We start from the raw sequence: 23,438 nt of genomic DNA, 5'->3' as shown, positions 1-23,438 counted from the left end.
ACATGCGTGTAACTGCCGACCAAACCTTTCCGATTCGCCTGGAACTCAATGGCCGCTCCCGCGAAGCGCTAGCCGAACCGCGGACCCAACTCTGCGACTTCCTGCGCCACGACCTCGGTGCCACCGGTGTCCATGTCGGATGCGAACACGGTGTCTGCGGTGCCTGCACGGTGCTGGTGGACGGAGTCGCCATGCGTTCCTGCCTGATGCTCGCAGTACAGGGACACGAGCGGCGTATCGAGACCGTCGAGTCCCTGGCCGACGACGACACTCTGAGCGACCTGCAACAAGCCTTTCGCCGTCATCACGCCTTGCAGTGCGGCTTTTGCACTGCGGGCATTCTCATGTCCTGCGTGGATTTCCTGGAACGGGTACCCAACCCGGACGAGACCCAGGTACGCGACATGCTTTCGGGGCATCTATGTCGCTGCACGGGCTACACCGGCATCGTCCAGGCCGTGCTCGAAGTCGCTGCCCAGCGCCAAACGAACAAAGGGGTATAACAATAATGTTCGATCTCGGACGCAGTTTCCTCGCTGCTGTTGAACGCCGGCCGCACGCCGTGGCGGTCAGTGACGGTGCGTTGAAGAAAACCTATGAAGACTGGTTCGTCGATATCCAGAGCGCCGCTTGGGGCATGCAATGCCTTGGGCTGCAACGCGGTGATCGACTGCTGGTAGCAATGCAAAACCGCTGGCAGATGGCAACCTTGCATTGGGCCTGTCAGTTTACGGGCATCGTCATGACCCCTTTGAACTGGCGTTCGACGGCCGATGAACTGGGTTACTGCATCGAAGATGCGCAAATCCGGGCAGTGGCTTACGACGACGCTACCGTGACCGCCGTGGCCGGTTGCAGCGCCGCCACAAGGCTGCCTCGGATCGCCGCCGGACTTCGTGCCGCCAACACCGACCTGAGTTTCGAGGAACTGTGTTCGCAGACCCCCTCCGGCATCATTTTGCAGGCCGACGCCGAAGACTATTCACTGCTGCTTTACACCTCCGGAACCACCAGCAAGCCCAAGGGCGTGCCCCGTCGGCACCGTTGCGAACGCGCCGCGGCGGTTGCCCACGTGGCGCAAAACCTCTACCGCCAGAGCGAGTGCACGCTGGGTGTCATGCCGCTTTACCACACCATGGGCGTGCGTTCGTTGCTGTCCATGGCGCTGATTGACGGACATTTCGTCTGTGTGCCGAAGTTCGACGTGGAAGCCACGCTGCAGGCCATCGAGCGGGAAAAAGTCAGCAACCTTTACCTGGTGCCGACGCTCTACCACATGCTCATCGAACACCCGGCCTTTGCTCGCGAGCGAGTTGCCAGTGTGGAGAAAATCGGCTTTGCCGGTGCGCCGATGAGCGACGGCTTGATGCGTCGTGTCGAGCAGGCGTTCCAGCCGCAATTGTTCGTCAATCATTACGGCAGCTCGGAGATCTACACCTTCACCATCGACCAGCAAGCCAACCGCAAACCCGGTTCGTCAGGGCGCAGTGCAATGAACCAGCGCGTGCGCGTGGTGCCGATCGATGCTGAAACGGCGGATGTGCAGGTCAACCCATTGGAGGAGGGCCAGATCATCGCCGACCTGGCGAGTGACGAGGCGTTCGAAGGCTACCTGAACCGCCCCGAAGCGACCGCCAAGGCATTACGTGACGGATGGTATTTCACCGGTGACATCGGCTACTTCGATCTGGAGGGCGATCTGTTCGTCACGGGGCGTGTCGATGACTTGATCATCACCGGCGGCGAAAACGTCAGCCCGGCGGAAATCGAAAACATGCTCTCTCTGCACCCGGCAGTGGAAGAAGTGGTGGTGGTCGGTCTGCCCGACGAGCAGTGGGGCAAGATCATTGCCGCGTTTATCAAGCCGCGCGCCGAGGTCTCGGAAGGAGACCTCGATGCCCATTGCATCGCTTCGGGCCTGGCCAAATTCAAGCGGCCACGGCGTTACCAGTTCATCGATCAGATTCCCAAGTCTCCAGTGGGCAAGGTGCTGCGGCGCGTGCTGCTCGCCCAATTCCAGGAACAGGCCTTGAAGGCCATCAGCTAATCATCCAGAGGACACTCTCATGCAACAACAAGCGATCCAGCAATTTCTCGACACTCAGTTCGATGGCTTCCAGGTTGAAGTCGATGTGTCCCGCGAGCGCGCCGACATCATCCTCAACCGGGCGCCATTGAACGTCATTTCCATGGGGCAGCGCGATCAATTGCGCCTGGTCTTCGAAGCCCTCGATGCACACAAAGACGTGCGCGTCATCGTGCTGCGCTCGGTGGGTGAACACTTCTCCAGCGGCGGCGACATCAAGGGTTTCCTCGAAGCCTCGCCCGAGCACGTTTCGAAGCTGGCCTGGAACGTCGCGGCACCGGCACGTTGCGAAAAACCGGTGATCGTCGCCAACCGTGGTTACACCTTCGGCGTCGGTTTCGAACTGTCCCTGGCCTGCGATTTCCGTATTGCTTCGCAAACCACTCGCTACGCCTTGCCTGAGCAGAACCTGGGTCAGATCCCGGGCTCGGGTGGCTCCGCGCGCTTGCAGAAAATCATCGGCATCACCCGCACCAAGCACATGGTGATGCGCGCCAAACGCATCACCGGCGACCAGGCCTATGCCTGGGGTATCGCTACCGAGGTCGTGCCGGATGCCGAACTGGAAAGCACCGTCGATGCATTGGTCGATGAACTGCGGCGATTCTCGCCGCTGGCTCAGCGCACGGCGAAAAAACTGATCAACGACAACGAAGATGCGCCGCTGACCGTCGCGATCGAAATGGAAGGTCACTGCTATAGCCGTCTGCGCAGTTCCAAGGACTTCAAGGAAGGCGTCGAAGCGTTTCACAGCAAGCGTGAAGCCGTGTTTATCGGCGAGTAAATCGTACCGGCGAACAGGCCCGGGAGTATGTTGGTAACGGCGTACGCCTTACGGAGCAGGGCCTGCCGCTCCTTTTGATTCACCGCTTGTGTGAGGCAACCATGACTACGACAACAACAATAACTGCATCACCCACCAGCGCCGCTATCGATACACCGCAGATTCCACCGGGTAAGGCTTTGCTCGCGGCATTTGCCTCGACATTCGGCTGGGCGCTGGATTTGTTTGACCTGTTCATTCTGCTCTATGTGGCGCCGATCATTGGCCGCCTGTTCTTCCCCTCGGACACCCCGACACTGTCGCTGGCCGCCGTGTACGCCTCGTTCGCCGTGGCCTTGCTGGTGCGTCCACTGGGCTCGGCGATCTTTGGCGCGTATGCCGACAAACACGGTCGCAAGCGTGCGCTGATGGTATCGATGGTCGGCGTCGGTATTTCCACGGCACTGTTTGGCGTGTTGCCAACCATTCACCAGGTCGGGGTGTTGGCCCCGATACTGTTTTTGGTATTGCGGGTGATTCAGGGCATTTTCGTTGGCGGCATCGTCGCTTCCACTCACACCATCGGCACCGAATCCATCTCGCCGCGCTATCGCGGCTTGATGTCCGGGTTGATCGGTGGCGCCGGTGCCGGCATGGGCGCGTTGTTGGCGTCAGCCACTTATCTGGTGTTGTCGCAGATCTTTCCCGGAGGTGAATTTGATGTCTGGGGCTGGCGCTGCATGTTCTTCTGCGGTCTGCTCAGCACCTTTTTTGGGCTGGTGATGTTCCGTTACCTGGAAGAAACCCCGGTCTGGCAGCAACTGCAACAAGCGCGTAAAAACAAGGGGCCGACGGTCGTGGTCGTGTCGCCACTCAAGCGTCTGTTCGGTCGTGAGTACCGCGCCGTGATGCTGGTCAATCTGCTCATTACCTTCGGCGGCGGTGCCACGTATTACCTGGCCTGCGGTTATCTGCCGACATTGCTCAACGTGGTCGCCAAAGTGCCTCATACCCAGACTTCGCAGCTGCTCATGTATGGGTCGGTGGCAACCATTGTCGGAGCACTGGCCTTCGGTTACCTGAGTGACCTGATCGGTCGCAAGAAGACCTTCATGCTGCTGGGTGTGATCAACCTGGTGGGCCTGCCCATGATGTTCCTTGGGGTCGCCGAACCGGGTTCGCTGACCCGCACTGCGCTGTATTGCATGGGCATAGGCTTCATGGGCGGGGCGATCATCGCGCCTATCCTGATCTTCCTCAACGAACGCTTTGCCACCGAGCTGCGAGCCAGCGGCACCGGATTGTCCTGGAACATCGGTTTCGCCCTCGGCGGAACCATGCCGACCTTTGTGTCTCTGGTCAGCAGCAGCCCCGCGCAGATCCCCATGGTACTGGCGTTTTTTGCCGTCGGTCTGTCTGTGATCTACCTGATTGGCAGTGTGGTGATTCCAGAAACCCAAGGCAATTTCAAATAAAGGCGGGGAGGTGCTCCAGGAATTCGCAGATCAGCTGCAAGGTCTGCTCGGGCGCTTCGGTCTGGGGAAAGTGCCGACAGTTATCCAGTAACACACATCGGCAGGGTCCAGGCACCTGCCGCTGGATGACCACCAGTTGCTCGGGCGTCGCGTAGTGGTCTTCGCGACCCTGGATGACCAGCAGCGGTTTTTCGATATAAGCCAACTGCGTTTCGAGATCGTCCAGGGAAAAGTCCGGGTGCAACCAACTGTCGCTCCAGCCGTGAAAAGCACCGTCGACATTGCTCCCATGGTGGCGCGCCAGGCGTTCGCGCAATTCGCCCTGATGCCAAGCCTCAGTGGTATGGCGAATGCCATCGAGGCTTTCGGTCTCGACAATCACGTGAGGCGCCAATGCAATGCTGCCCAACACGCGCGGATCGTTGGCGGCGGCATAGGCCAGGACGATGGATGCGCCGTCACTGTGACCGAGCAAGACCACTTGCGGCAGTTGCAAGGCATCGAGCAGTTGCCGCAGTTCACGAGGCCCGTCGCTGCTCAGGTAGTTCAGCGGACGCGGCAGGGTTACCGGGCTCGATTGCCCATAACCCTGACGGCTGTAAGTGACTACACCGTAACCGCTGGCCTGGGCCAGGCGCTGGGGAAAGTCTTTCCATTGATCGGCGCTTCCGAGGCCTTCGTGCAGCAGCACAAGCGTCGGTCGCGATGGGTCAGCCGCAGGGATTTGGCGATATTCCAGGCGCAGCGGCCCAAGTTGCAAAAATTGTTGTGGCGACATGTTGAATCAACGATTGAACAAGGTTGCTCGCAGGTTACCGTAAACGTAACCCTGCATGCAGCACCACGCTTTGCTTGAGGTACAGAAAACATGCGTCATCTCGATGTTCAGGTGATCGACCAGGCACTGCAATGGGCTCGCGCTGGGCAGGCACAGTGGCTGTGCACGGTGCTCTCCACCTATGGCTCGGCGCCGCGTGCGCCGGGTGCGATGCTGGTGACCAACGGCTCGGGCGAACACGTCGGCTCGCTGTCGGGTGGCTGCGTCGAAGAGGAGTTTCTCGAAAGTCTGGCGCGCGGCGAATTACGCGAACCGGCACAGATCGTCAGTTATGGCGACAGCGTCGAGCAACGCCACCGCCTGAGGTTGCCCTGTGGTGGCGTGCTGATAGTGCTGGTCGAACACCGCGCTGCCAGCCTTGAATGGATCGCACACCTGGAGAGTCTGCAAGCGGCGTTACTCGGTCAGCGACGTCTGCAGCGCCATATCGAGCTGAGCAGCGGTGCCTTGCGCCTGGATCCGGACGCGGGCCACGGCAGCGAACGGGTACAAGTCGACGACGAAAGGGTGCGCATCAGCGTTGGCCCGGCGTTACGCCTGATTCTGGCAGGGCTCTCGCCGGTCGCTGAAGTTTGCGCCAGTTTCGCCCGAGCCATCGGCTGCGAAGTTATCGCCTGCGACCCCCGGGAAGAGATGCTGCATGTACATCTTGAAGGCGTGGAGATGCAACGTGTGCTGCCCTCAATGTTCATTGCCGCCGGAGGTTGCCACGCGGCGACCGCGGTAGTGGCGCTGACTCACGATCCGCGAATCGACGATCTGGCACTGATGGAAGCGGTGCACACGCCGGCGTTTTACATCGGCGCCATGGGGTCCCTGGCAACCTCGGACAAACGCGCCGAGCGGCTCAAGCGCATCGGTGGTCTCACGGATGAACAGATTGCCCGTTTGCACATGCCCATCGGCCTCGACCTGGGCAGCAAAGCCCCGGCGGAAATCGCCCTGGCGGTGGTGGCCGATATCCTGCGCGTGTATCACGGCAAAGAGCGTCATGCCTTGTAAGACGGTTTTTCCGACGAGTGTGGGGGCTGCGAAAGTCGAGGTAGACGCTCGGTCATTCGCGCGCGATAGTGGTTTGCTGAACCATAGAGCGATCGCCGGTGTTGAGAAATAGATAGACGCCCCGATGATATGCATTGAGGTCGATAACGATATCGCTTCATGCGAGCGGAGAAATCTGATGTCCATTGCCCAACGGGTTTTCCACGGCAGGTTTGGACGGGTCGCCTTGTTGAATATGGATCGTTCGCTGGTCACCCACACCCATTCCGAATGCCATGTGCTGGTCAAAGTGTCTGGCGAAGACACTTACTTCAACGTTAACGGTCGGCGGGTACCGCTCAGCGATCGCACGGCGGTGCTGGTCAACGCCTGGGAGCCGCATTTCTACGATCCGCAGCCGGATGCCGGTGCCACCCTGATCCTGGCGCTCTACATCGAGCCCGCCTGGCTGGCCACTGCCCAGCAGTCGCTGGCGCTCAGCGGTCGGCCGGACTTTTTTGCCCAGTCGTGCATCGAGCTGTCGAGTCGTAATCGCACCTTGGCTGACATCCTGGTTGCCGAAGCGCATGGCTGCGGGATTGTTCCGAAAGAGCGCATGGAATTCATGCTGTTTGATTTCCTGATCGAGCTGATCGAGGACTTTTCCAGCTGGCGGCATTTGTCGCTACTGGGTGCGCCGAACTCAGGTGAGTTCCGGGACGCACGCGTGCGCCGTGGCACCGCCTGGTTGCTTGAGCACCTCGATGATCCGAACCCGATCGACAACGCCGCACGGGCTTGTGGTCTGTCGCGGGCGCACTTTTTTGCGCTGTTCAAGAAAGATACCGGCATGACGCCGACCCTGCTGCTTAACGACGCGCGCATGCGCCGGGCTTTTGCCTGGCTTGAGCGTGAGCGCAGTGGAACATTGGGCCTGTTGTCGGAGAACCTCGGGTTCTCCGAGCAAGGTCATTTCACACGGTTTTTCCGTCAGCACATCGGAGCTTCACCCAGCCAGTATCGGCGAGTAGTGGATTGTTATCCGACGGTTTGAATCGAGAGAAGGGCGGGGTATTGGGCAATACTCCCGTCGGTGAAGTTAGTCGTTTATCTACAGCATTGGAGGCGTGTATAGGCTACGAAAGTTATAGAGTGGACTAATCGTCCAGAAACTCATAAATCTCTTTCATGCGTTCTTCACGCATCAACTCAAGCTCTTCATTAGTGTTGGCTACCCATTGGAGAGTGAAGTCCCAACAATCGCAGTCATGAGCGTCTGCTTCTGTTTCAAATGCTTCTTGCAGGAATTTCTGGCGATATTCTTGGGGCGACAGCCCGCAACTTTCAGCGAGGCTGTAGTTCAACTCGCTGAGTTCAAGCTGGAGCCATAAGTTGGCGTCCAGGAATTTCTTCAGAGCGTGTTCGGCTCTGAATTCTTTTGCGATCATGAAATATTCTCTTGTGGCATGAAAAATGTGGCGGGTTGTACGAGGTCGGCCCAGCGCTAAATCGGACTATGTCAATTTCCTGCCATCATCCATCCTCGAACGCCATGACTCTCACTCAACTCTTTCACGACTCGAGCTGCGTCTTGTTTTTGTCTATACGGGCCGATGACGACAAAGTTGTTTTCTTTACGCGCTACCGGTAATTCCAGTTGCTTAATGGCATTTGTGGCGCGATGACGGCTGGGTGTGTTCAACGCTATTTCGATCACCCACAAGCCGGATGAAGGCGTGGTTGAAGCTTCTTTTTTAGCGTGGAGAATATAGCTACCGCACGTTAAGCACGGGCTTTCCAGCGTGATTAACGACCCAGGAACGGAGCGAAAGACGTGCCATTGCGGATCAGAGGTTTTTTTGCGGGCGAAGAGCACCAGGAGCAGGCCGGTAGAAGCAATCAGGCCGCTAAGGATAATTGTCCAATTGCGTGCTTGTGTGGGCAGTGAAGGCAGCGAAAAAACTGGCGATTCGTCTGGATTTTCGATCAAAAACTGTGCGGCGTGAGCCTCCGTTGAGTCGGGTATGGGGGATTCGTTTTCCGCAAGGGGCGTGAGCCCGTCGGAATATTTCGTAGTGAGGTTTGTTACAACTTCATTAGCGGTGTCATCGATGAGCTGTTTTAGCTTTGTCACGTTTTTCTGGATGTATGAATTGTCGACATTGTTTTCACAAAGTGGTCCTATGGCTGTGTACGTCCATAATAATGCTGATAGTTGCCCTACAACGCCCGTTACCAGGAAACCCAAGCCAAGCTTTCGCACGGCACCATCTCCAAATCAAATGAATAGTTATTTGTCCCATTTCTTTCTGATAAAGCATGGTTCTATTGTTTATCCTGGGATGGTCTGGATTCTTGAGCGCGTCAGTGTGCCCAAGCGCCAAAATAAGTTGGCTTCTTTTTTGTTGTTTTAAAGAACATCGGGCTTGCACTTTATAGAATGCTGGTTGACGAAAAAGGCTCAGGTGAGCGAAAAAAAATGGTATCAGATGGGTTGTTATGCTGGCCTATTGAAACACTTGTATTTGAGGTGAATTTTGTGGCCGAAGTAACTGGCCAAAGATTTAGGTCATACCTATGCACTTGCTATAAAGGAAAGGACTGTTAGCCGGCCCTTTACGGTACGGACAGGGAGAAGCTATTGAATTTTTTGTCACCCTTTCAAACGATGCCGGTGCCCAGCGCTACATCAATTGTCGTCATTCGGTTCAACTGCGCTTCAGCGCAGAAAACTGACCACTCAACCACGTATAAAGCTGGGAAACCGCAGGGCTGATCTGCTTGCGATGCGGGCACACCAGACTCAACGGCGAAGCTTCGCCAGGAAAATCCGGCAGCAGCACAAGCAGGCGCCCAGTGGCGATATCGGCACTGACATCCAGCCAGGATTTGTAGGCGATACCTTCACCGTCCAACGACCAGCGTCGCACGACATCGGCGTCATCGCTGAACAGTGGCCCTGAAACCTGCACGGTTTGCCCGCCCAGGTTCCACTTGTCGTAGACCCGGCCATTTTGCAGATAGAGCAGGCAGTGATGCTTGCTCAAGTCATCCGGCGTTTGGGGAGAACCGCAGCGTTGCACATACTCTGGCGAGGCAACAAGCACCCGCTGGTTCCACGGTGCAAGCGGCAGTGCCACGTAGTTGGCGTCTTCATTCGGGCCGTATCGAATCGCCACGTCCACCGGGTCGCGAAACAGATTGGCCATCTGGTCTGACAGGAAAAAACGCAACGTCAATTCTGGATGCTGACGGCGGAACAGCGTCAGCCACGGCAGCAGTATGTTGCGCCCCAGATCGGAGGGTGCTGTCACCTGCAGGACGCCCCGCAGCGTGGCGTTCTTACCACGCAAATTTTCCTTGCCTTGCTGCAGGGTCTCAAGCACTGAGTGGGCGGTGGGCAGATATTGCTCGCCTTCGGCAGTCAATCGCAGGCTGCGAGTGGTGCGGGCGAACAGGCGTACGTCCAGCTCGCGCTCCAGACGTTTGATGGCGGCGGCGACCTGACCAGGCAATAGATCAGCCTCCAGCGCCGCTGCGGTGAAACTGCCCAGCGCGGCGCTGCGGATGAATAAACCGAGATCATCGATGCGGATCATTTTCACTCCTGCAGTGAAAGTGTTGGCGCATTCTGCTTGTTTTTCTTTGTACTTGGGAAGTCGAAGATGGCTGCAAACGAGTGCATCACCCTTCAGACAGCGAGTGTTTATGAAAGCCATCACCTTTACCGAACACGCTTTGCCCATCGACAATCCACACGCATTGATCGACATCAGCCTCCCGGTGCCCACGCCTGGTCCACGGGATCTGCTGGTCGAAGTTCGCGCGGTGTCAGTGAATCCGGTCGATACCAAGGTGCGCGCCGGAACTTTCACAAAAGAACCGAAAATCCTCGGCTGGGATGCCACAGGCATTGTCCGCGAGATCGGCTCTGAAGTGACGTTGTTTCAGCCGGGCGATGAAGTGTTCTATGCCGGCTCGATTGCCCGCACCGGCAGCTACAGCGAATTCCATCTGGTCGATGAGCGGATCGTCGGGCACAAGCCTCGGTCATTGAGTGCCGCCGATGCGGCAGCGTTGCCGTTGACCTCGATCACTGCCTGGGAATTGTTGTTTGACCGGCTCGGTGTCGTCGAGGCTTCGGGGGAGGGCAAGTACCTGTTGATCACCGGAGCGGCTGGGGGCGTCGGTTCGATGCTGGTGCAACTGGCACGACAGCTGACCCGCCTTACCGTCATCGGAACTGCCTCACGCCAGGAAACCGCTGATTGGGTGCGGCAGTTGGGCGCGCATCACGTGATTGATCATAGCCAGCCACTGCTCGCACAGTTGCAAGCGCTCGGCGTGCCGGAGATCGACTATGTCGCCAGCCTGACTCACACCGAACAGCACTTTGCACAACTGATCGACGTTCTCAAGCCGCAAGGGCGTCTGGGTGTGATTGACGATCCCGACAGCCTCGACGTGATGCCGCTCAAGCGCAAGTCGCTGTCGTTGCATTGGGAGCTGATGTTCACCCGCTCGCTGTACGAAACCCCGGACATGATCAACCAGCATCACCTGCTCAATCGGGTCAGCGCTCTGATTGACCAAGGTGTTCTGCAAACCACTGTGGGCGAGCACTTCGGTGCAATCAATGCGGCAAACATGCGTCGTGCCCATGCGCTAGTCGAGAGCGGCAAGGCCCGGGGCAAGATCGTTCTCGAAGGTTTCTGATTTCACTTAAGGCGGGTCGCTTGCGGGCCCGCTGAACCGCCTGCGGCATCACTTGCCATTTTTCAATGTTGGAGCGTTGACGATGAATTCGTCCAGTAACGTGTTGGTATCGATTGCCGTGCTAAAGGCCAAGGCAGGCAAAGAGCTGGCATTGAAACAAGAACTGCTGGCGTTGGTAGAGCCGACCCGAGCAGAGCCGGGCAATCTCGATTATGTGTTGTTCAAGCTGCGCGACGAGCAGGACACGTTCTACATGCGCGAGGCTTTCAGGGATCAGACGGCGCTGGATGCGCATTTTTCGATGCCTTACTTTCAGCGCTTTGCCGCCACGGCAGATGACCTGCTCGAAGAGCCGTTGCAACTGATATTCCTTGAGCAGGTATCGGCCTGATGATTCAACCAGTTGAACCGCACCACCTCGGCCGGCGTGGAGGCGGCCGGCGGATCAATTCGCTTCAGGACGCGGCTGTACTCCGAATTGCGGAACGATGTGAGTGCCCAGCTCCTCAATGACTTGCGCAGCAGGGCGCTTTCCGTATTTGAGATTCAGGATAACGTGGTCCACTCCGATTTCCTCAAGCGACTCCAGCAAAAACCGGAGATGGTAGTGTCCAAGTTTGAACCCCAAATGAATGCGAGTGGGCGGCGTGGACGGGTTCTCATCGAGGTCGATGTAAAGCGACTGAGTGAAGGGCTTATAGACTGAACCACATTGCTTCATGACCTCCAGCCGCCAATCTTCCACGATCAGTCGCTGCATTTTCGGTTGGCGTGGATAGTTGATCCATCCGGTGCTTTCGCGCGCGATCCAATCCAGTGACTGGCGACTATTCCCGGTCACGAGCATTGGAATAACTTGGGTCGTGGGTTTCGGAATGAGGTCTGCGCCCTGCATCTCACCATCGCTCCAGCGAATGGGCTCGAAGCTGGTGCTGTGGGCTTTGCGAATCACCTCGTAATGCTCCCGAAAGATTTCTGCGCGCCTTTCGGGATCAACGCCAAAAGCCGAAAACTCAACAGGGCGATCGCCGGAAGCTACACCCAGAATCAAGCGACCTGCGCTCAACTGATCGACGCTGGCTGATGCCTTGGCCGTGTGCAGAGGATGGTGTAACGGGATGGCAATGGATGCGGTGCCAAGCGCTATCTCCGACGTATGAGCGGCCATATAGCCCAGGTATACCCAGGGGTCGAAGACTTGGCCGACATCACCGAAATTAGGGTCCCGAAGAGGCACATCGCGAAACCAGAGCGCGCAGAAGCCCAGCGCCTCTGCTCGTTTGGCCAATGCGACCTGGTTGAGCATACTCGGAGTGTCCCCATCGAAGGCCTCCAAAGGAAAGAACAATCCCAGGCTCAAATGACCCGGAGTGAAGGTTCGGCTGAACCCTCGATGCTCCTGATAAGGAGTCGTGCTCGGCCGATACATACTCATCTTCCTCAATGGGGAGAACGTGAACAGCGCCCCTGTTTCCAGAGGTGCTGCGGCATCGGTCGCTTGGGAACGACAGGTGGGGTAGTGGGTGCAATCTTTGCCCGTTGCGCCGTACATGCTGATCGGGTCGACCGGGTGAGGGACAGTTGCTGGCAAAACGCGCGGGCAGGCCCGGATTGGCGATGAACGGACGGTCAAAATAAATTAGATCGTTCCGGCCCGATACATCGCCTGAGCAAAAGCATGGGGACCATCCAACAAGCGTAGGCGGCATTGCGGGGAACCGCCATGTTCGTCGTCCGTCTCGGTACCTGTTGCAGATGATTACACCGCAGTCTGGGCCTTGGACGTCGTGATCGCCGCGCCGCGGGTTGCTAGAGAGGACAGTCGTCAGGTCAGCCCGCTGAGCCTTTGGATACTCGACCGACAATTGTGTCCGGCCCCAGTCCTGAAATTCAGACGATAAGATAAATTTTCAGACCGCAACGCAGAACTCCATTTCCCCAGGCAAGGCACTCCCTGCGCCTTTCTCACACAATCCGCTCTAACGCTATCGCGCTGCATAACAGAAACAGGTGCGATGAGCGACTTTGGAACTTGCATTAACAATATTAACTTGATGCAGGAGGGGCGAGGCATCGTCGATTTCTCGTTTTCAGCAGGATATTAAGAATAATAAAAAACGCGCACCTGAAAATCTTGCGTTGCTTCTATTACTTTAAAATAACAAATGGAGCGCTATATAAATGAGTGGAAAAACAATAACTGCAAGTTCGGTGTTTCTTAGTATTACCCTGAGTGCCCAGGTGCATGCGGACTTCCTGAGTGACAGCAAAGCCACCTTGGGAATGAGAAACTTCTACTTCAATAACGACAACCGCGATGGCGTTGCCGCACCTTCCAAAACCGAAGAATGGGCGCAGGGTTTCATGCTGGACTTCAAATCGGGCTATACCGATGGAATTGTTGGCTTTGGTGTCGATGGCCTGGGGTTGCTGGGAGTTACCTTGGACAGTGGCAAAGGACGGCATGTCGGTAGCAGCATGATGCCTTCTGACGGTGACAACCGTGCCGTCGAAGAGTGGAGCCGGCTGGGGCTGACCGTAAAAGGCAAAATGTCGAAAACTGAACTTCGCTACGGCACTTTGATTCCGAAACTCCCAATTCTGGTCGCCAACGATGGGCGCGTACTTCCACAAACCTTCGAGGGCGGTCAAATCACCTCGAGCGAGTTCAAAGGGCTGACCTTGACTGGAGGTCGTATCGAACATGCAACAGGACGTGGTTCGAGCGATCAGACGGGGTTGGCCGTTGCCGGTGGTACGCGGGAAAGCAATCAGTTTGACTTCGCCGGGGGCGATTGGAACATCACCAAGGCTCTGACAGCTCAGTACTACTACGCCAGCCTCGACAACTACTATACGCAGCATTTTATGGGATTAATTCACACCCTTGCCCTCTCGGACAATCAGTCCCTAAAAACCGACCTGCGCTATTTCAAAACTGACTCGTCAGGGGCAAATAGCTCCGGTACGTCAGGCTACAGAATGAGTGGCTACACCAAAGACGGTAGTGGAGAGATCGACAACCGCACCTGGAGTGCCGCGTTGATTTATACACTGGGTGGCCACGCGATTACTGCGGGGTACCAAAGTGTGTCGGATGGCAGCAACTTCACTCAACTCAGCCAGGGTAGCCTGGTAGACAAGGGCGCCGGTGGAGCAAGCCTGTACTTGTATACAGACCGCCTTATCCAAACTTTCACCCGCGCAGGGGAGCGCACAGCTTTCGGTCAGTATGCTTACGACTTCGCCGCTCTGGGTGTCCCTGGCCTGAAAGGCTCTGTCATGTACCTCTCCGGTGATAATATTAAAACTACCTCAGGCAACAACCAAAAGGAATGGGAAAGAGACATTAGTCTGGACTACGTCCTTCAATCCGGAGCGCTCAAAGGCGTAGGGTTCGGCTGGCGTAACGGCAAGTCCAACAGCGAAGCATCTCGTAACGTAGATCAGAATCGTGTTTTTGTGAGTTATAGCATTCCGCTTTTCTAGATAGTCGTGCGGGAAGTTTGATTCAACCAACGTCCGAACCCGTCATGGCAGACAAACGAATGTAAAGGGCGGGCCGGGATATCGGATGCTCATGATCGGCGCAGACCCGGAGTGCGACGCGCCAGTCATGGTCAAGCTGGTCGTCGATGCCGAGGTAACAGTGGTCCTTTTTTACCAGTCGGGAGCCATGCACCTCGGGCTAAATTTGATAGTGTCCATTCGAAGGCATACGATTGAGCGGGAAGGTGCCTACGTACAAGTTACAGCTCCGCCACGGTGACACCACGCCTGAAGCGGTCAGCAGACTGGGAGGTGTTACTTGAAGCACACAACTGATACGCCCGCTAGCGTCATTACGACACTTACCTACCTGGTCAAGCACGATGCGAAGCCCTATGTGCATACCGAGGCGCTGACCGGTAACAGTGAACCGCACTATTTTGCTGAGCAGGAGGAGCGCGAGGTCACGATACACAACGGTCGTCCGTTGGCAGACAGCCTGTCTCTGGACAAGCAGGGGTTTGAACTCCATCGGCGGGATACGGTGGTCGACGATCTCTACGACGATACCTCAGTGGAAAGCATCTACTATGACGAGGTCAAGGCCTTGATCAAGGAGTTGACGGGCGCGAGCCGGGTCGTCATCTTCGACCACACTAGGCGCAGCGACGCCGAGCGGCGGGATATTCGCGGTCCAGCCAGCCGTGTGCATAATGACTACACCGACCGCTCGGGGCCTGAGCGTATTCGCGACGTGCTGGGTCAGGATCAAGCCGCCACACTGGTGTCGGTGGCCCAGATTAACCTCTGGCGCCCGATGAGCGGGCCCGTCAAGCGCTCACCGCTGGCCGTATTGGACGCCTCGACACTCAACTCCAATGACCTGCTGGCCACCGACTTGGTCTATCCGGATCGTATCGGTGAGATCTACCACCTGGCCTACAATCCGCAACAGCGCTGGTACTATTTTCCGGACATGCGCCGTGACGAAGTCTTGCTGATCAAGGGGTATGACTCACGTCACGACGGCCGTGCCCGCTTCACGCCCCATACCGCCTTCAAAGACCCCAATACGCCGCCGGGAGCCCCGCCGCGCGAGAGTATCGAAGTTCGCACCCTGGCCTTCTTTGATTAGGTTTTTGCCGCTTGGCGCGGGCCTCCCGCCGCGCGGTGTTTCCCCCCGTGCTTTACCATGCGACCACCCGCTTCTCGTTGGTAGGGATGTATAGCGACTGGGCGAAGGGTTTGAACAGCTAACCACATTCAGCACGATCCGCAGTGCGTCAGTCCTCGACAATCAGCTGCTGAGTCTTTGGTGCGCGCGGATAGCTGATCCACCCGTGATATGGCCCAACTTTAAAGATTCAACGATACCTGAAGTTTAATAAAACATAACAGATCATGGTTACTGTCAGGCCGACCAATATGTACTCGACGCGGGGTAGGAATATAACCAAACCACCTAGAGAAAACACGATCAAGGTGTTTTGTAGTATGTATTTCCTTATTTTAGGTACCGCTATGAAGTAGCCATATTGCTTGCCTAAGAAAAATAAGGCCATGCCGATGATTGACGTAATCTGGAAATCGCGCATTGCAATGTCATTTAGGATCGCATGCCTGATCAAATTTGCGAGAAGTGCTAGCCCCATAAATAGAAAAAGGTGCGAGTAGATTAATGAGTGTCCACTCATACTACTTTCATTTTTGCTCAGTAGGTAAAAGCTATCAAAATAGATCCACCAGATACTGCAAATCATGATAAATCCGGTGATTGCCGCCATCACATTATAACGATCCCATTGGATGTCAGATAACCCTCCAGAAAGGCTAATTACCGACTCGCCCAATAAGATAAGGGTGAGTAAACCTAGTCGTTCAACCAAGTGTTCTGTATGTGCGGGTAATGGCTTTAGCTTACCCCAAGAAAATAAAGGGAGCAGAATGTCGAGAAAAATCCCAATGTAAGCGACAAGGTAACGCATAGGTGGGTCAAAAAGAATGGATGAAAGACTAATCACTGCGCTAACTAACAGGGCGAAGCCAAGCCTGGAGGAGAATTCGCTACGGTGATCAAATTTATTTATGGACGAAATGTACATAATGCTGATGATGGCACGTATACCAAAATAGCAGGCAATAACAAGCGCATAGTTTACTTCCAATTCTTCCCCAATCCGTGCAGACAGCACAATGAGCAGCAACATTAAAAATAATGTTGCCAAGCGGTGAAGACTACTGTCTGTATCAAACCTATTTGAGTAAATCGTGTGGCTGGACCAGATCCACCATAATGGAACAAAAAGCAGTAAAAATGTCCATAATTGCTCCTGTTCAAAGTGGCCGTGATGAAGATGTCCGAGAGTATGAGTAACCTTGCCAATTGCTACAACAAAAATCAGGTCAAAAAACAACTCTAACCATGTGGCGTGTCGATTTTTTTCATAATACTTCAAAGATTTCATTCGCTGCTGGCTCCGTGTGCACCTCTTTAATGTAGAAGGAAACTAACGGATAAGCGAACGGGTGGACGGGTATAGGCGTCAACCTTGCGGCGGTCGCAAAAACTGAGTGCAACACCTGACCTAGTCCACCACCACGTCTGTTAGTACGGTCAATACAGAATCCAGCGTGCCATCGGGCCGATAGCAACATTGCGCACGGGCGGACCTTAACGGGCAACTGGGCTGCTGTTCTGCCAACCATTCATTCAGCGCCTCGACCAGGACACGCGCCTCGACTATGGAATCTTCCGAGTTGTCAAAAATTAACATCGCCATTTTTTATGTCCTCGGTTCGCTGGGCTGATATTTTCGTGCCGCTGCTTTATGAGCGATGCTTATCGTTGGCAGCACCGTGGATTCTTCAATCTCCCGTATTGAAATATTATCGAATGCACACCTGGTGCGCTGCGCAATGGGGCACGTTCGCCCTCGGCTACGGTGTGGGTGATGCCAAGCGATTCACTATCTAGCGATTTCGTCAACTCACTAACGAAAGCTCAATCATCTGACTCATCTCGGTGAACTCTGGAGCCCCGTCATAGCGAAGCCCGTCAATGTAAAACGCTGGGGTGCCATTCACGCCGCTCCGTACGCCGCCATTAAAATCGGATTTTATTTTGGGTACGTAGGTACCGTCTTGCATGGCAAGATAGAGTTCTTCGTCGGAGAGGCCATGTTTTAGAGCGATGGCCCGAAACAGCGGCAGGCCCAATCGATCCTGATTTTCATACAATTCGTCGTGAGCCTCCCAGAAGAATCCTCGACTCCCGGCATACTCAGCGGTGACGGCTGCACCCATCGCATGCGGGTGAGCGGTGGTCAGTGGAAAGTTACGGAACACAAACTGCAGATCATCGCGAAAATGCTGCTGTAGCTTTTTGACGACCCAATACGCTAAACCGCAGTAGGGACATTCATAGTCGCCAAATTCCACCAAGGTGACTTTGGCATGCCCACTTCCTTGGCGATGGTCGTTGGCACTTACCGGGACTTTGAGAGTGGCCATGTGATCACCTGCTAATTTTTGGTTGGCGCGCTTTGGGGCGAACTCGCCAGAGCATCCAGCGCATCCAGAATGCCGTCCGCCCCAGGGTTGATTGCCATCGGTGAGATGTAGCTCCAGGCGATCACTCCCTCCTTGTCAATCACGAACAGCGCCCGCTTACAAACTCCCAGGTGGGAGTCGTACGCTCCATACTGTCGAGCCACAGCCCCTTTGGGCTCAAAATCGGCGAGCAGGCTGAAGTGAAAATTCCGATCTTTGGAAAAGGCCTGATGACACCAAGCGCTGTCAACCGAGATACCCAGTAGCGTCGCACCGTATTCTCTGAATGTGGGTAGCAACTGGTTGTACAAGGTCAGTTGGTCGCCACAAACCGAAGTCCAGTCTGCGGGATAAAACGCCAGTATCACGGGATTTCCCTTTAGCTCGCGTAGCGACAACTGCTGATCAGGGGTTGCGTACAGAGTGAAGTCGGGCGCGACAGTGCCGGCTGACAGCGGTCCCTGAACCAGGTCGTCATTCGTTTCTTTTGCAACATCCAATTCTGAAGTGTTCATTGCTTGAGCCCTGATAGATAGGTGGGTGGGATCTACTCAGGGGGGATACGACTTTCCCGGCGGGATAACTCCATCCACCATCAAGGGATTTATTAAGGCAACGATGCCTCGATCTCAGCCTGAGCCTGAGTGTTTTCGGCAGCGAAACGTTCACGATCCGCGTCAAGAAGCACGACGACGTTCGCCGTGTTTTCGCGGTATTTGGATTGAGGGCCATGTGGGTAGCGCAACGGCAGGATTCGCTCTGGCTCACCAATGACTATAGTCGCTATTGTCGCTTGCCGTAGTCGCTGAACGCATTTTCGGTTTCCACAGCAAGGCCTCGCGCTAATTCTGTTGCCCATCCGCCTTCACCGTAATCGCCCGGTCCTCTCATTGCTGATCGATTCCCCCCGCGAATCCCGACATCGAAGCGTTGCTCGATCACTGGTGATTCCCTAGCCTCATTTGCTGATGAGTTGGTGGTTTACGACTGGCGGTATTTTTGAGCACGAATTTATCAGACGTCGTTCGTCGGTATCCTGGGTCGCCCATAGCGTGTTTTGATGAGATCCGACTATCTTTAATGGATGGCGTCGTCTGCCGAGTCTGCCATTCCCTCCCACGTAATCGTCTTCCTGACCAAGGTCAGCGTACTGCGGATCTCATGCCCCTATTTCTTGAGCACCGTTTGCGGGTACGTAGATCCATCTGAATGAGTCCGTGTTATCCATCTTTGGAGACAACTCATCATGGCTACTCTCTGTGAAATATGTAATGCGAGACCAGCGGTCGCGCGAGTGACCGTATCGCAAAATGGCCAAGCCAGGACAATGTCGATTTGCGACCACGATTACCGTCAACTCTTACGCCATCAAAGCATGTTGAATCCATTCGATTCTCTGCTGGGCGGGGGAGTGTCTCGCTTTTTCGACAGCATGGGCGGAGCAAAGGATCAGGGGGGCGATGACCTCAGGCTCTCTGCGCAAGTGCCTCGTGAATCTGTCGATGCAACCGATGCATTCAGTTCCCAGACGCTGGAAATCCTGCAACGCGCGGGTGAGAAAGCCCATGAGCTCAACCGTAGCGAGCTCGATACCGAGCACTTGTTGTATGTGCTGGCGGATACCGATGTGGGTACGGCGTTGCTCAAGGAGCTGAAGCTTTCTGCGGACGAGATCAAAGGCTACATCGATCAACATGCTCAGAAAGGCACGGCGCAGGACCAGTCACCGGTGGACCGGATGAGCATTTCGCCCCGGTTGAAGAAAGTGTTCAATTCTGCGTTCCAGGCGTCTCGTGATTTAGGACATTCGTACGTTGGCCCGGAGCATCTGTTGATCGGGCTTGCCTCTGTACCAGACAGTATTGCCGGGACATTGCTTAAAAAATACGGCGTAACGCCTGAAGCCTTGCGGCAGAAGGTGGTCAAGGTAGTGGGTAAGGGCGCTGAGGATGGGCGAGTCGATACCCCGACGGGAACACCGACACTCGACAAGTTCGGTCGCGACCTGACGTCACTGGCTCGTGAGGGCAAACTCGATCCCGTACTGGGGCGCGCGCAGGAAATCGAAAATACCATTGAGGTGCTGGCGCGGCGCAGAAAGAACAATCCAGTTCTTATCGGCGAACCTGGCGTCGGTAAAACCGCCATCGTCGAAGGGCTTGCACAACGAATAGTGAAGGGCGATGTCCCTGAGATCTTGCGTGGCAGACGGCTTGTTGAAGTCAATCTGAACTCAATGGTTGCAGGCTCCAAATATCGTGGTGAATTTGAGGAGCGAGCCAAGCAATTGCTTGATGAAGTCGCCGCAAAAAGCTCGGAGCTTATTCTGTTCATCGATGAGTTACATACGATCGTCGGTGCGGGGCAGGGTGGTGAGGAGGGCGGCCTGGACATTGCCAACGTGCTGAAACCCGCATTGGCGCGCGGGGAGCTCAGTTTGATCGGTGCGACGACACTCAATGAGTATCAAAAGCACATCGAAAAAGACGCAGCGCTTGAACGACGTTTTCAGCCTGTGCTGATAGCCGAGCCCACCGTCGAACAGACCATCATTATCCTGCGTGGGCTGCGCGACAAACTTGAGGCTCACCATCAGGTCACATTCGCCGATGAAGCATTTGTGGCGGCAGCAGAGCTGTCGGATCGTTACATCACCTCGCGCTATCTGCCGGATAAGGCCATTGACCTCATCGATCAGGCAGCGGCCCGCGTTCGAATCAGTTCCTCCTCGAGGCCGGCTGGCATTCAGGAGCTGGAAGCCGAAATCACCCAACTCAAACGTGAACAGGACTATGCATCCTCCCGTAAACGTTTTGATGAATCCAAAGGCTTCGAAGAGCGCATTGGTCAAAAACAAGCGCAACTGGGAGAGGAAACAGAAGCCTGGGAGCGCAAGACAGGTTCCGAAACCCTTGAGGTGACCCTCGAGTCGATTGCCGAGGTGCTGTCCCGTCTCACCGGTATTCCTGTGACCGAGCTTACGCAGGAGGAGCGTCAAAAGCTGATGAATATGGAAGACACGCTGCGTGATCGGCTGGTCGGGCAGGAAGATGCTGTTCGCGCGGTCAGCGATGCCGTTCGTTTGTCTCGAGCCGGCCTTGGCCAGGCCAACAGACCGATTGCCACGTTTCTCTTTCTTGGCCCTACGGGCGTCGGCAAAACCGAACTTGCCAAAGCGTTGGCAGAAACGGTGTTCGGTGACGAGCAATCGATCATTCGTATTGATATGTCGGAGTACATGGAGCGTCATGCGGTTGCCCGGTTGATCGGTGCGCCACCCGGTTACGTGGGATACGACGAAGGCGGGCAGTTGACAGAGCGTGTCCGCCGCAAGCCCTACAGTGTGATTCTGCTCGACGAGATCGAGAAGGCGCATCCCGACGTGAACAACGTATTGCTGCAGGTATTCGACGATGGGCGTCTCACGGACGGCAAGGGACGTGTCGTGGATTTCAGCAATACGATCATCATTGCCACCAGCAACCTGGGCTCTCCCGTGATCATGGAGAATCTTGAGCGCCCAGAAGATGAACGCCTTACGGATAAAGCGTTACGTGATGAATTGATGGGAGTCCTGAAAGGGCATTTTCGTCCCGAATTCCTGAACCGTATTGATGACATCATCGTGTTCCATGCCCTTACCCGTGACAACATCCGATCGATTGTGAGTATTCAGCTTGATCGGGTCATTCGAACCGCATCTGCACAGAACATCACAGTGAAAATTGCTGACTCACTCATTGATCATCTGGCGGATGTTGGTTATCAGCCTGAGTTTGGCGCGCGTGAGTTGAAACGTCAGATTCGCCAGGCCGTCGAAACGCGGCTTGCGAAGGAAATGCTCGCTGACAAGCTGCAAGCCGGCGACAGCGTTGAGTTGGGTTACGACAAGGAGCGTAGCGAAGTGGTCTTCAATAAGGTGGAGGTGGATGCGCCAAAGACCGCCGAAAAGGGTAGTCCTCCAGACCAGCCAGATGATCTGGCACCTGTTGCGGAGACTGGGACTTAGCCTCAACACACTCACGTAACCTGGGAGCGGGCCTGTTGATCACGACGTGCAATGATCTACTGGATCCTCAAATGCCTGGATGAGCCCGGCAGACTGAAGACGCAAGTGTGGAGGATTATCGTGCCAAAGCCTGATTCTGAAGGGCGTGAGTGCAACTCGACGCTGAAAAATTTCAGACTTCAGTGGGCGCTGATGAATGCGTACGAACGTTTCGAACAATTGGTTGTTCTTGCGCTCAGTCTCATCATCGCGTCTGTGATCATGATGGCGCTACTGCAGCTCTGTCGCAGGGTTGTGCCGTTGGTGATCGGTGGTGCGATTGACCCTCTAGATCACGATGTTTTCCAGGCCCTCTTTGGTTCAATCTTCACCGTGCTGATAGCCCTGGAGTTTAAGCATTCGATTGTACGCCCGGCCCTACGACGCAACAGCATCGTTCAGGTTCGCACAGTGCTGTTGATCGCCTTGCTGGCGCTCAGCCGGAAGTTCGTTATTCTCGATTCTGCCGCTACTCCTGCGCTCACCATTGCCGCACTAGGATTTGCCACCCTGGTGCTCGGCATCGTCTGCTGGCTCTTACGAGAGCGTGATAAGGATGACTTGCGAGAGAGTGATAAGGATGAATAGCTACAAGGGTTACGCAATGCCGACATTTTTTTAGCGAGAGCACCCCGGTATAGCCGTGCCGTACGCATTATCAGTGACACTGTGTGGCGGAACCGCACCGTATCTTATGGCCGCGATGGCCGCGATGGCCGCGATGGCCGGATGGGGCTATGGGCACTTGTTCTGGATCTACCTGACGGTGATCAGCGCCATCAGTGCCGGGGTCTATTTGCGCATGCCAGAAACCAAGGACCTGCCACTGCGCTAATTGTTTAGAGTTACACCGATACAACCAAACGCCTGATGCACCGCATCGGGCGTTTGGTATTTCAGTAATGAATAAGAAGGGCGAGGGCGGTTTTCGCTGTTGCACAATGCTTCAATGCGATTAAAATCTATCCAAACTTAGCTCAACTAAATAGATGTTTAGTTGAGTTGTAGTTTTCGAGTTACCAATTTGCGCCTTGAAGAGACCTAAAGTACCGGTTTGCAATCGATGGTTTCGAAAGCACACGTATCACCAGCATGGAGCTCTCAGCTAAGAGCTTTCTTGCTGGCTTGAAAAGCGTAGATCTCTAGCATCCTGTAAACCTGTTTTTTGATCTGTTAACTACAGTGGTTAACAGATCAAAAAACAGGTTTACAACGGCAACCGCGCTTCTGGGCCTACGTGATGAGGCCGGACATGTGGATGCGGTTTTGGGTCGGGGACAGGCCGAGGACCAGTGCACGTTATTGAGCTTTTCAATAAACCAAATCCTGGAGCAGCTCCCAGGGAAGCTGGTGGCCACAGTAGCTCTACGGACTATCGGAATGTAAATCAGCCGGGACTGTTCATTTCCGCGAATGGCAGGCCTTGAAATCCGTGCACCAACTCCATGCTGAACGCTGCAGATTTCACACAGCGTCGTGCTAGTAAGTGGGCG

22 protein-coding genes are annotated in these 23,438 nt (G+C 55.4%); 13 read left to right on the top strand and 9 right to left on the bottom strand.

Annotation, left to right across the window (positions count from 1 at the left end; translation table 11 throughout):
* Positions 1-2 precede the first annotated feature (2 nt).
* The 4 genes from PMI27_RS22050 to PMI27_RS22065 all read left to right on the top strand — a co-directional run bounded on the left by PMI27_RS22050 (position 3) and on the right by PMI27_RS22065 (position 4,324).
* A complete protein-coding gene (locus tag PMI27_RS22050) occupies positions 3-503 on the top strand; it encodes a (2Fe-2S)-binding protein (protein WP_008060977.1) in 501 nt (166 codons plus the stop codon).
* A gap of 5 nt (positions 504-508) precedes the next feature.
* Positions 509-2,047 (top strand): AMP-binding protein, encoded by a 1,539-nt coding sequence (locus PMI27_RS22055; RefSeq protein ID WP_008060979.1) that lies wholly within the window; start codon positions 509-511, stop codon positions 2,045-2,047.
* A gap of 19 nt (positions 2,048-2,066) precedes the next feature.
* On the top strand, positions 2,067-2,870 hold the full coding sequence (locus tag PMI27_RS22060) for an enoyl-CoA hydratase/isomerase family protein (RefSeq protein WP_008060981.1): 804 nt from the start codon (positions 2,067-2,069) through the stop codon (positions 2,868-2,870).
* A 101-nt stretch (positions 2,871-2,971) separates the two neighbouring features.
* Positions 2,972-4,324, top strand: a complete 1,353-nt coding sequence (locus PMI27_RS22065) for an MFS transporter (protein WP_008060983.1) — start codon at positions 2,972-2,974, stop codon at positions 4,322-4,324.
* On the opposite strand, the gene PMI27_RS22070 is transcribed toward PMI27_RS22065, so the two are convergent.
* Positions 4,317-5,102 carry an alpha/beta fold hydrolase gene (locus PMI27_RS22070; protein ID WP_008155398.1) on the bottom strand — a complete coding sequence of 262 codons (786 nt, stop codon included), beginning with the start codon at positions 5,100-5,102 and terminating at the stop codon, positions 4,317-4,319. The two genes, PMI27_RS22065 and PMI27_RS22070, sit on opposite strands and share 8 nt — an antisense overlap.
* Positions 5,103-5,192: 90 nt before the next feature.
* Here PMI27_RS22070 and PMI27_RS22075 point away from each other — a divergent pair, with 90 nt between their 5' ends.
* Positions 5,193-6,164: an XdhC family protein gene (locus PMI27_RS22075; protein ID WP_008060987.1), complete on the top strand. Its 972-nt coding sequence runs from the start codon at positions 5,193-5,195 to the stop codon at positions 6,162-6,164.
* Positions 6,165-6,342: 178 nt separating this feature from the next.
* Positions 6,343-7,197: a helix-turn-helix transcriptional regulator gene (locus PMI27_RS22080; protein ID WP_008060989.1), complete on the top strand. Its 855-nt coding sequence runs from the start codon at positions 6,343-6,345 to the stop codon at positions 7,195-7,197.
* 103 nt (positions 7,198-7,300) lie between these two features.
* Here PMI27_RS22080 and PMI27_RS22085 read toward each other — a convergent pair whose 3' ends face one another.
* From PMI27_RS22085 to PMI27_RS22095, 3 genes are all read right to left on the bottom strand, one after another.
* Entirely contained in the window at positions 7,301-7,591 is a 291-nt protein-coding gene (locus PMI27_RS22085; protein WP_008060991.1) for a DUF6388 family protein, read from the bottom strand.
* A 71-nt stretch (positions 7,592-7,662) separates the two neighbouring features.
* Positions 7,663-8,406 carry an SPOR domain-containing protein gene (locus PMI27_RS22090; protein WP_008060993.1) on the bottom strand — a complete coding sequence of 248 codons (744 nt, stop codon included), beginning with the start codon at positions 8,404-8,406 and terminating at the stop codon, positions 7,663-7,665.
* Between the two features lie 445 nt (positions 8,407-8,851).
* Positions 8,852-9,742: a LysR family transcriptional regulator gene (locus tag PMI27_RS22095; RefSeq protein WP_008060995.1), complete on the bottom strand. Its 891-nt coding sequence runs from the start codon at positions 9,740-9,742 to the stop codon at positions 8,852-8,854.
* Positions 9,743-9,851: 109 nt separating this feature from the next.
* Here PMI27_RS22095 and PMI27_RS22100 point away from each other — a divergent pair, with 109 nt between their 5' ends.
* Together PMI27_RS22100 and PMI27_RS22105 are read left to right on the top strand one after the other, a co-directional pair.
* Complete coding sequence (locus tag PMI27_RS22100; protein WP_008060997.1) at positions 9,852-10,859, top strand: zinc-binding alcohol dehydrogenase family protein; 1,008 nt, start codon at positions 9,852-9,854, stop codon at positions 10,857-10,859.
* An 82-nt stretch (positions 10,860-10,941) separates the two neighbouring features.
* Positions 10,942-11,250, top strand: a complete 309-nt coding sequence (locus PMI27_RS22105) for a putative quinol monooxygenase (RefSeq protein WP_008155402.1) — start codon at positions 10,942-10,944, stop codon at positions 11,248-11,250.
* A 54-nt stretch (positions 11,251-11,304) separates the two neighbouring features.
* Here PMI27_RS22105 and PMI27_RS22110 read toward each other — a convergent pair whose 3' ends face one another.
* Complete coding sequence (locus PMI27_RS22110) at positions 11,305-12,288, bottom strand: LLM class oxidoreductase (RefSeq protein WP_008060999.1); 984 nt, start codon at positions 12,286-12,288, stop codon at positions 11,305-11,307.
* 752 nt (positions 12,289-13,040) lie between these two features.
* Here PMI27_RS22110 and PMI27_RS22115 point away from each other — a divergent pair.
* Together PMI27_RS22115 and PMI27_RS22125 are read left to right on the top strand one after the other, a co-directional pair.
* Positions 13,041-14,348: an OprD family porin gene (locus tag PMI27_RS22115; protein ID WP_008061000.1), complete on the top strand. Its 1,308-nt coding sequence runs from the start codon at positions 13,041-13,043 to the stop codon at positions 14,346-14,348.
* A gap of 319 nt (positions 14,349-14,667) precedes the next feature.
* Positions 14,668-15,483 (top strand): CmcJ/NvfI family oxidoreductase, encoded by an 816-nt coding sequence (locus tag PMI27_RS22125; RefSeq protein WP_008061002.1) that lies wholly within the window; start codon positions 14,668-14,670, stop codon positions 15,481-15,483.
* Between the two features lie 229 nt (positions 15,484-15,712).
* Here the strand turns inward: PMI27_RS22125 and PMI27_RS22130 are convergent, their stop codons facing one another.
* The 4 genes from PMI27_RS22130 to PMI27_RS22145 all read right to left on the bottom strand — a co-directional run bounded on the left by PMI27_RS22130 (position 15,713) and on the right by PMI27_RS22145 (position 18,412).
* Positions 15,713-16,813 carry a low temperature requirement protein A gene (locus PMI27_RS22130; RefSeq protein WP_008061008.1) on the bottom strand — a complete coding sequence of 367 codons (1,101 nt, stop codon included), beginning with the start codon at positions 16,811-16,813 and terminating at the stop codon, positions 15,713-15,715.
* A 120-nt stretch (positions 16,814-16,933) separates the two neighbouring features.
* Positions 16,934-17,128 (bottom strand): hypothetical protein, encoded by a 195-nt coding sequence (locus PMI27_RS22135; protein WP_008061009.1) that lies wholly within the window; start codon positions 17,126-17,128, stop codon positions 16,934-16,936.
* A gap of 202 nt (positions 17,129-17,330) precedes the next feature.
* Complete coding sequence (locus tag PMI27_RS22140; RefSeq protein WP_008061011.1) at positions 17,331-17,858, bottom strand: DsbA family protein; 528 nt, start codon at positions 17,856-17,858, stop codon at positions 17,331-17,333.
* Between the two features lie 11 nt (positions 17,859-17,869).
* A complete protein-coding gene (locus PMI27_RS22145; protein WP_008061013.1) occupies positions 17,870-18,412 on the bottom strand; it encodes a redoxin domain-containing protein in 543 nt (180 codons plus the stop codon).
* A gap of 728 nt (positions 18,413-19,140) precedes the next feature.
* Between PMI27_RS22145 and PMI27_RS22150 the strand changes: the two genes are divergently transcribed.
* The 3 genes from PMI27_RS22150 to PMI27_RS31755 all read left to right on the top strand — a co-directional run bounded on the left by PMI27_RS22150 (position 19,141) and on the right by PMI27_RS31755 (position 22,780).
* Entirely contained in the window at positions 19,141-21,906 is a 2,766-nt protein-coding gene (locus PMI27_RS22150; protein ID WP_443200782.1) for an AAA family ATPase, read from the top strand.
* Positions 21,907-22,098: 192 nt separating this feature from the next.
* Positions 22,099-22,533, top strand: coding sequence for a phosphate-starvation-inducible PsiE family protein (locus PMI27_RS22155; RefSeq protein ID WP_050562625.1), 435 nt, complete (start codon positions 22,099-22,101; stop codon positions 22,531-22,533).
* A gap of 55 nt (positions 22,534-22,588) precedes the next feature.
* Positions 22,589-22,780 carry an MFS transporter gene (locus PMI27_RS31755; RefSeq protein ID WP_160171631.1) on the top strand — a complete coding sequence of 64 codons (192 nt, stop codon included), beginning with the start codon at positions 22,589-22,591 and terminating at the stop codon, positions 22,778-22,780.
* Positions 22,781-23,438: the final 658 nt, after the last annotated feature.

The organism is Pseudomonas sp. GM41(2012) (assembly GCF_000282315.2).
GTDB lineage: Bacteria > Pseudomonadota > Gammaproteobacteria > Pseudomonadales > Pseudomonadaceae > Aquipseudomonas.
The sequence above is the reverse complement of the archived record's forward strand: the minus strand, read 5'-3'. Positions and strand labels throughout refer to the sequence as shown.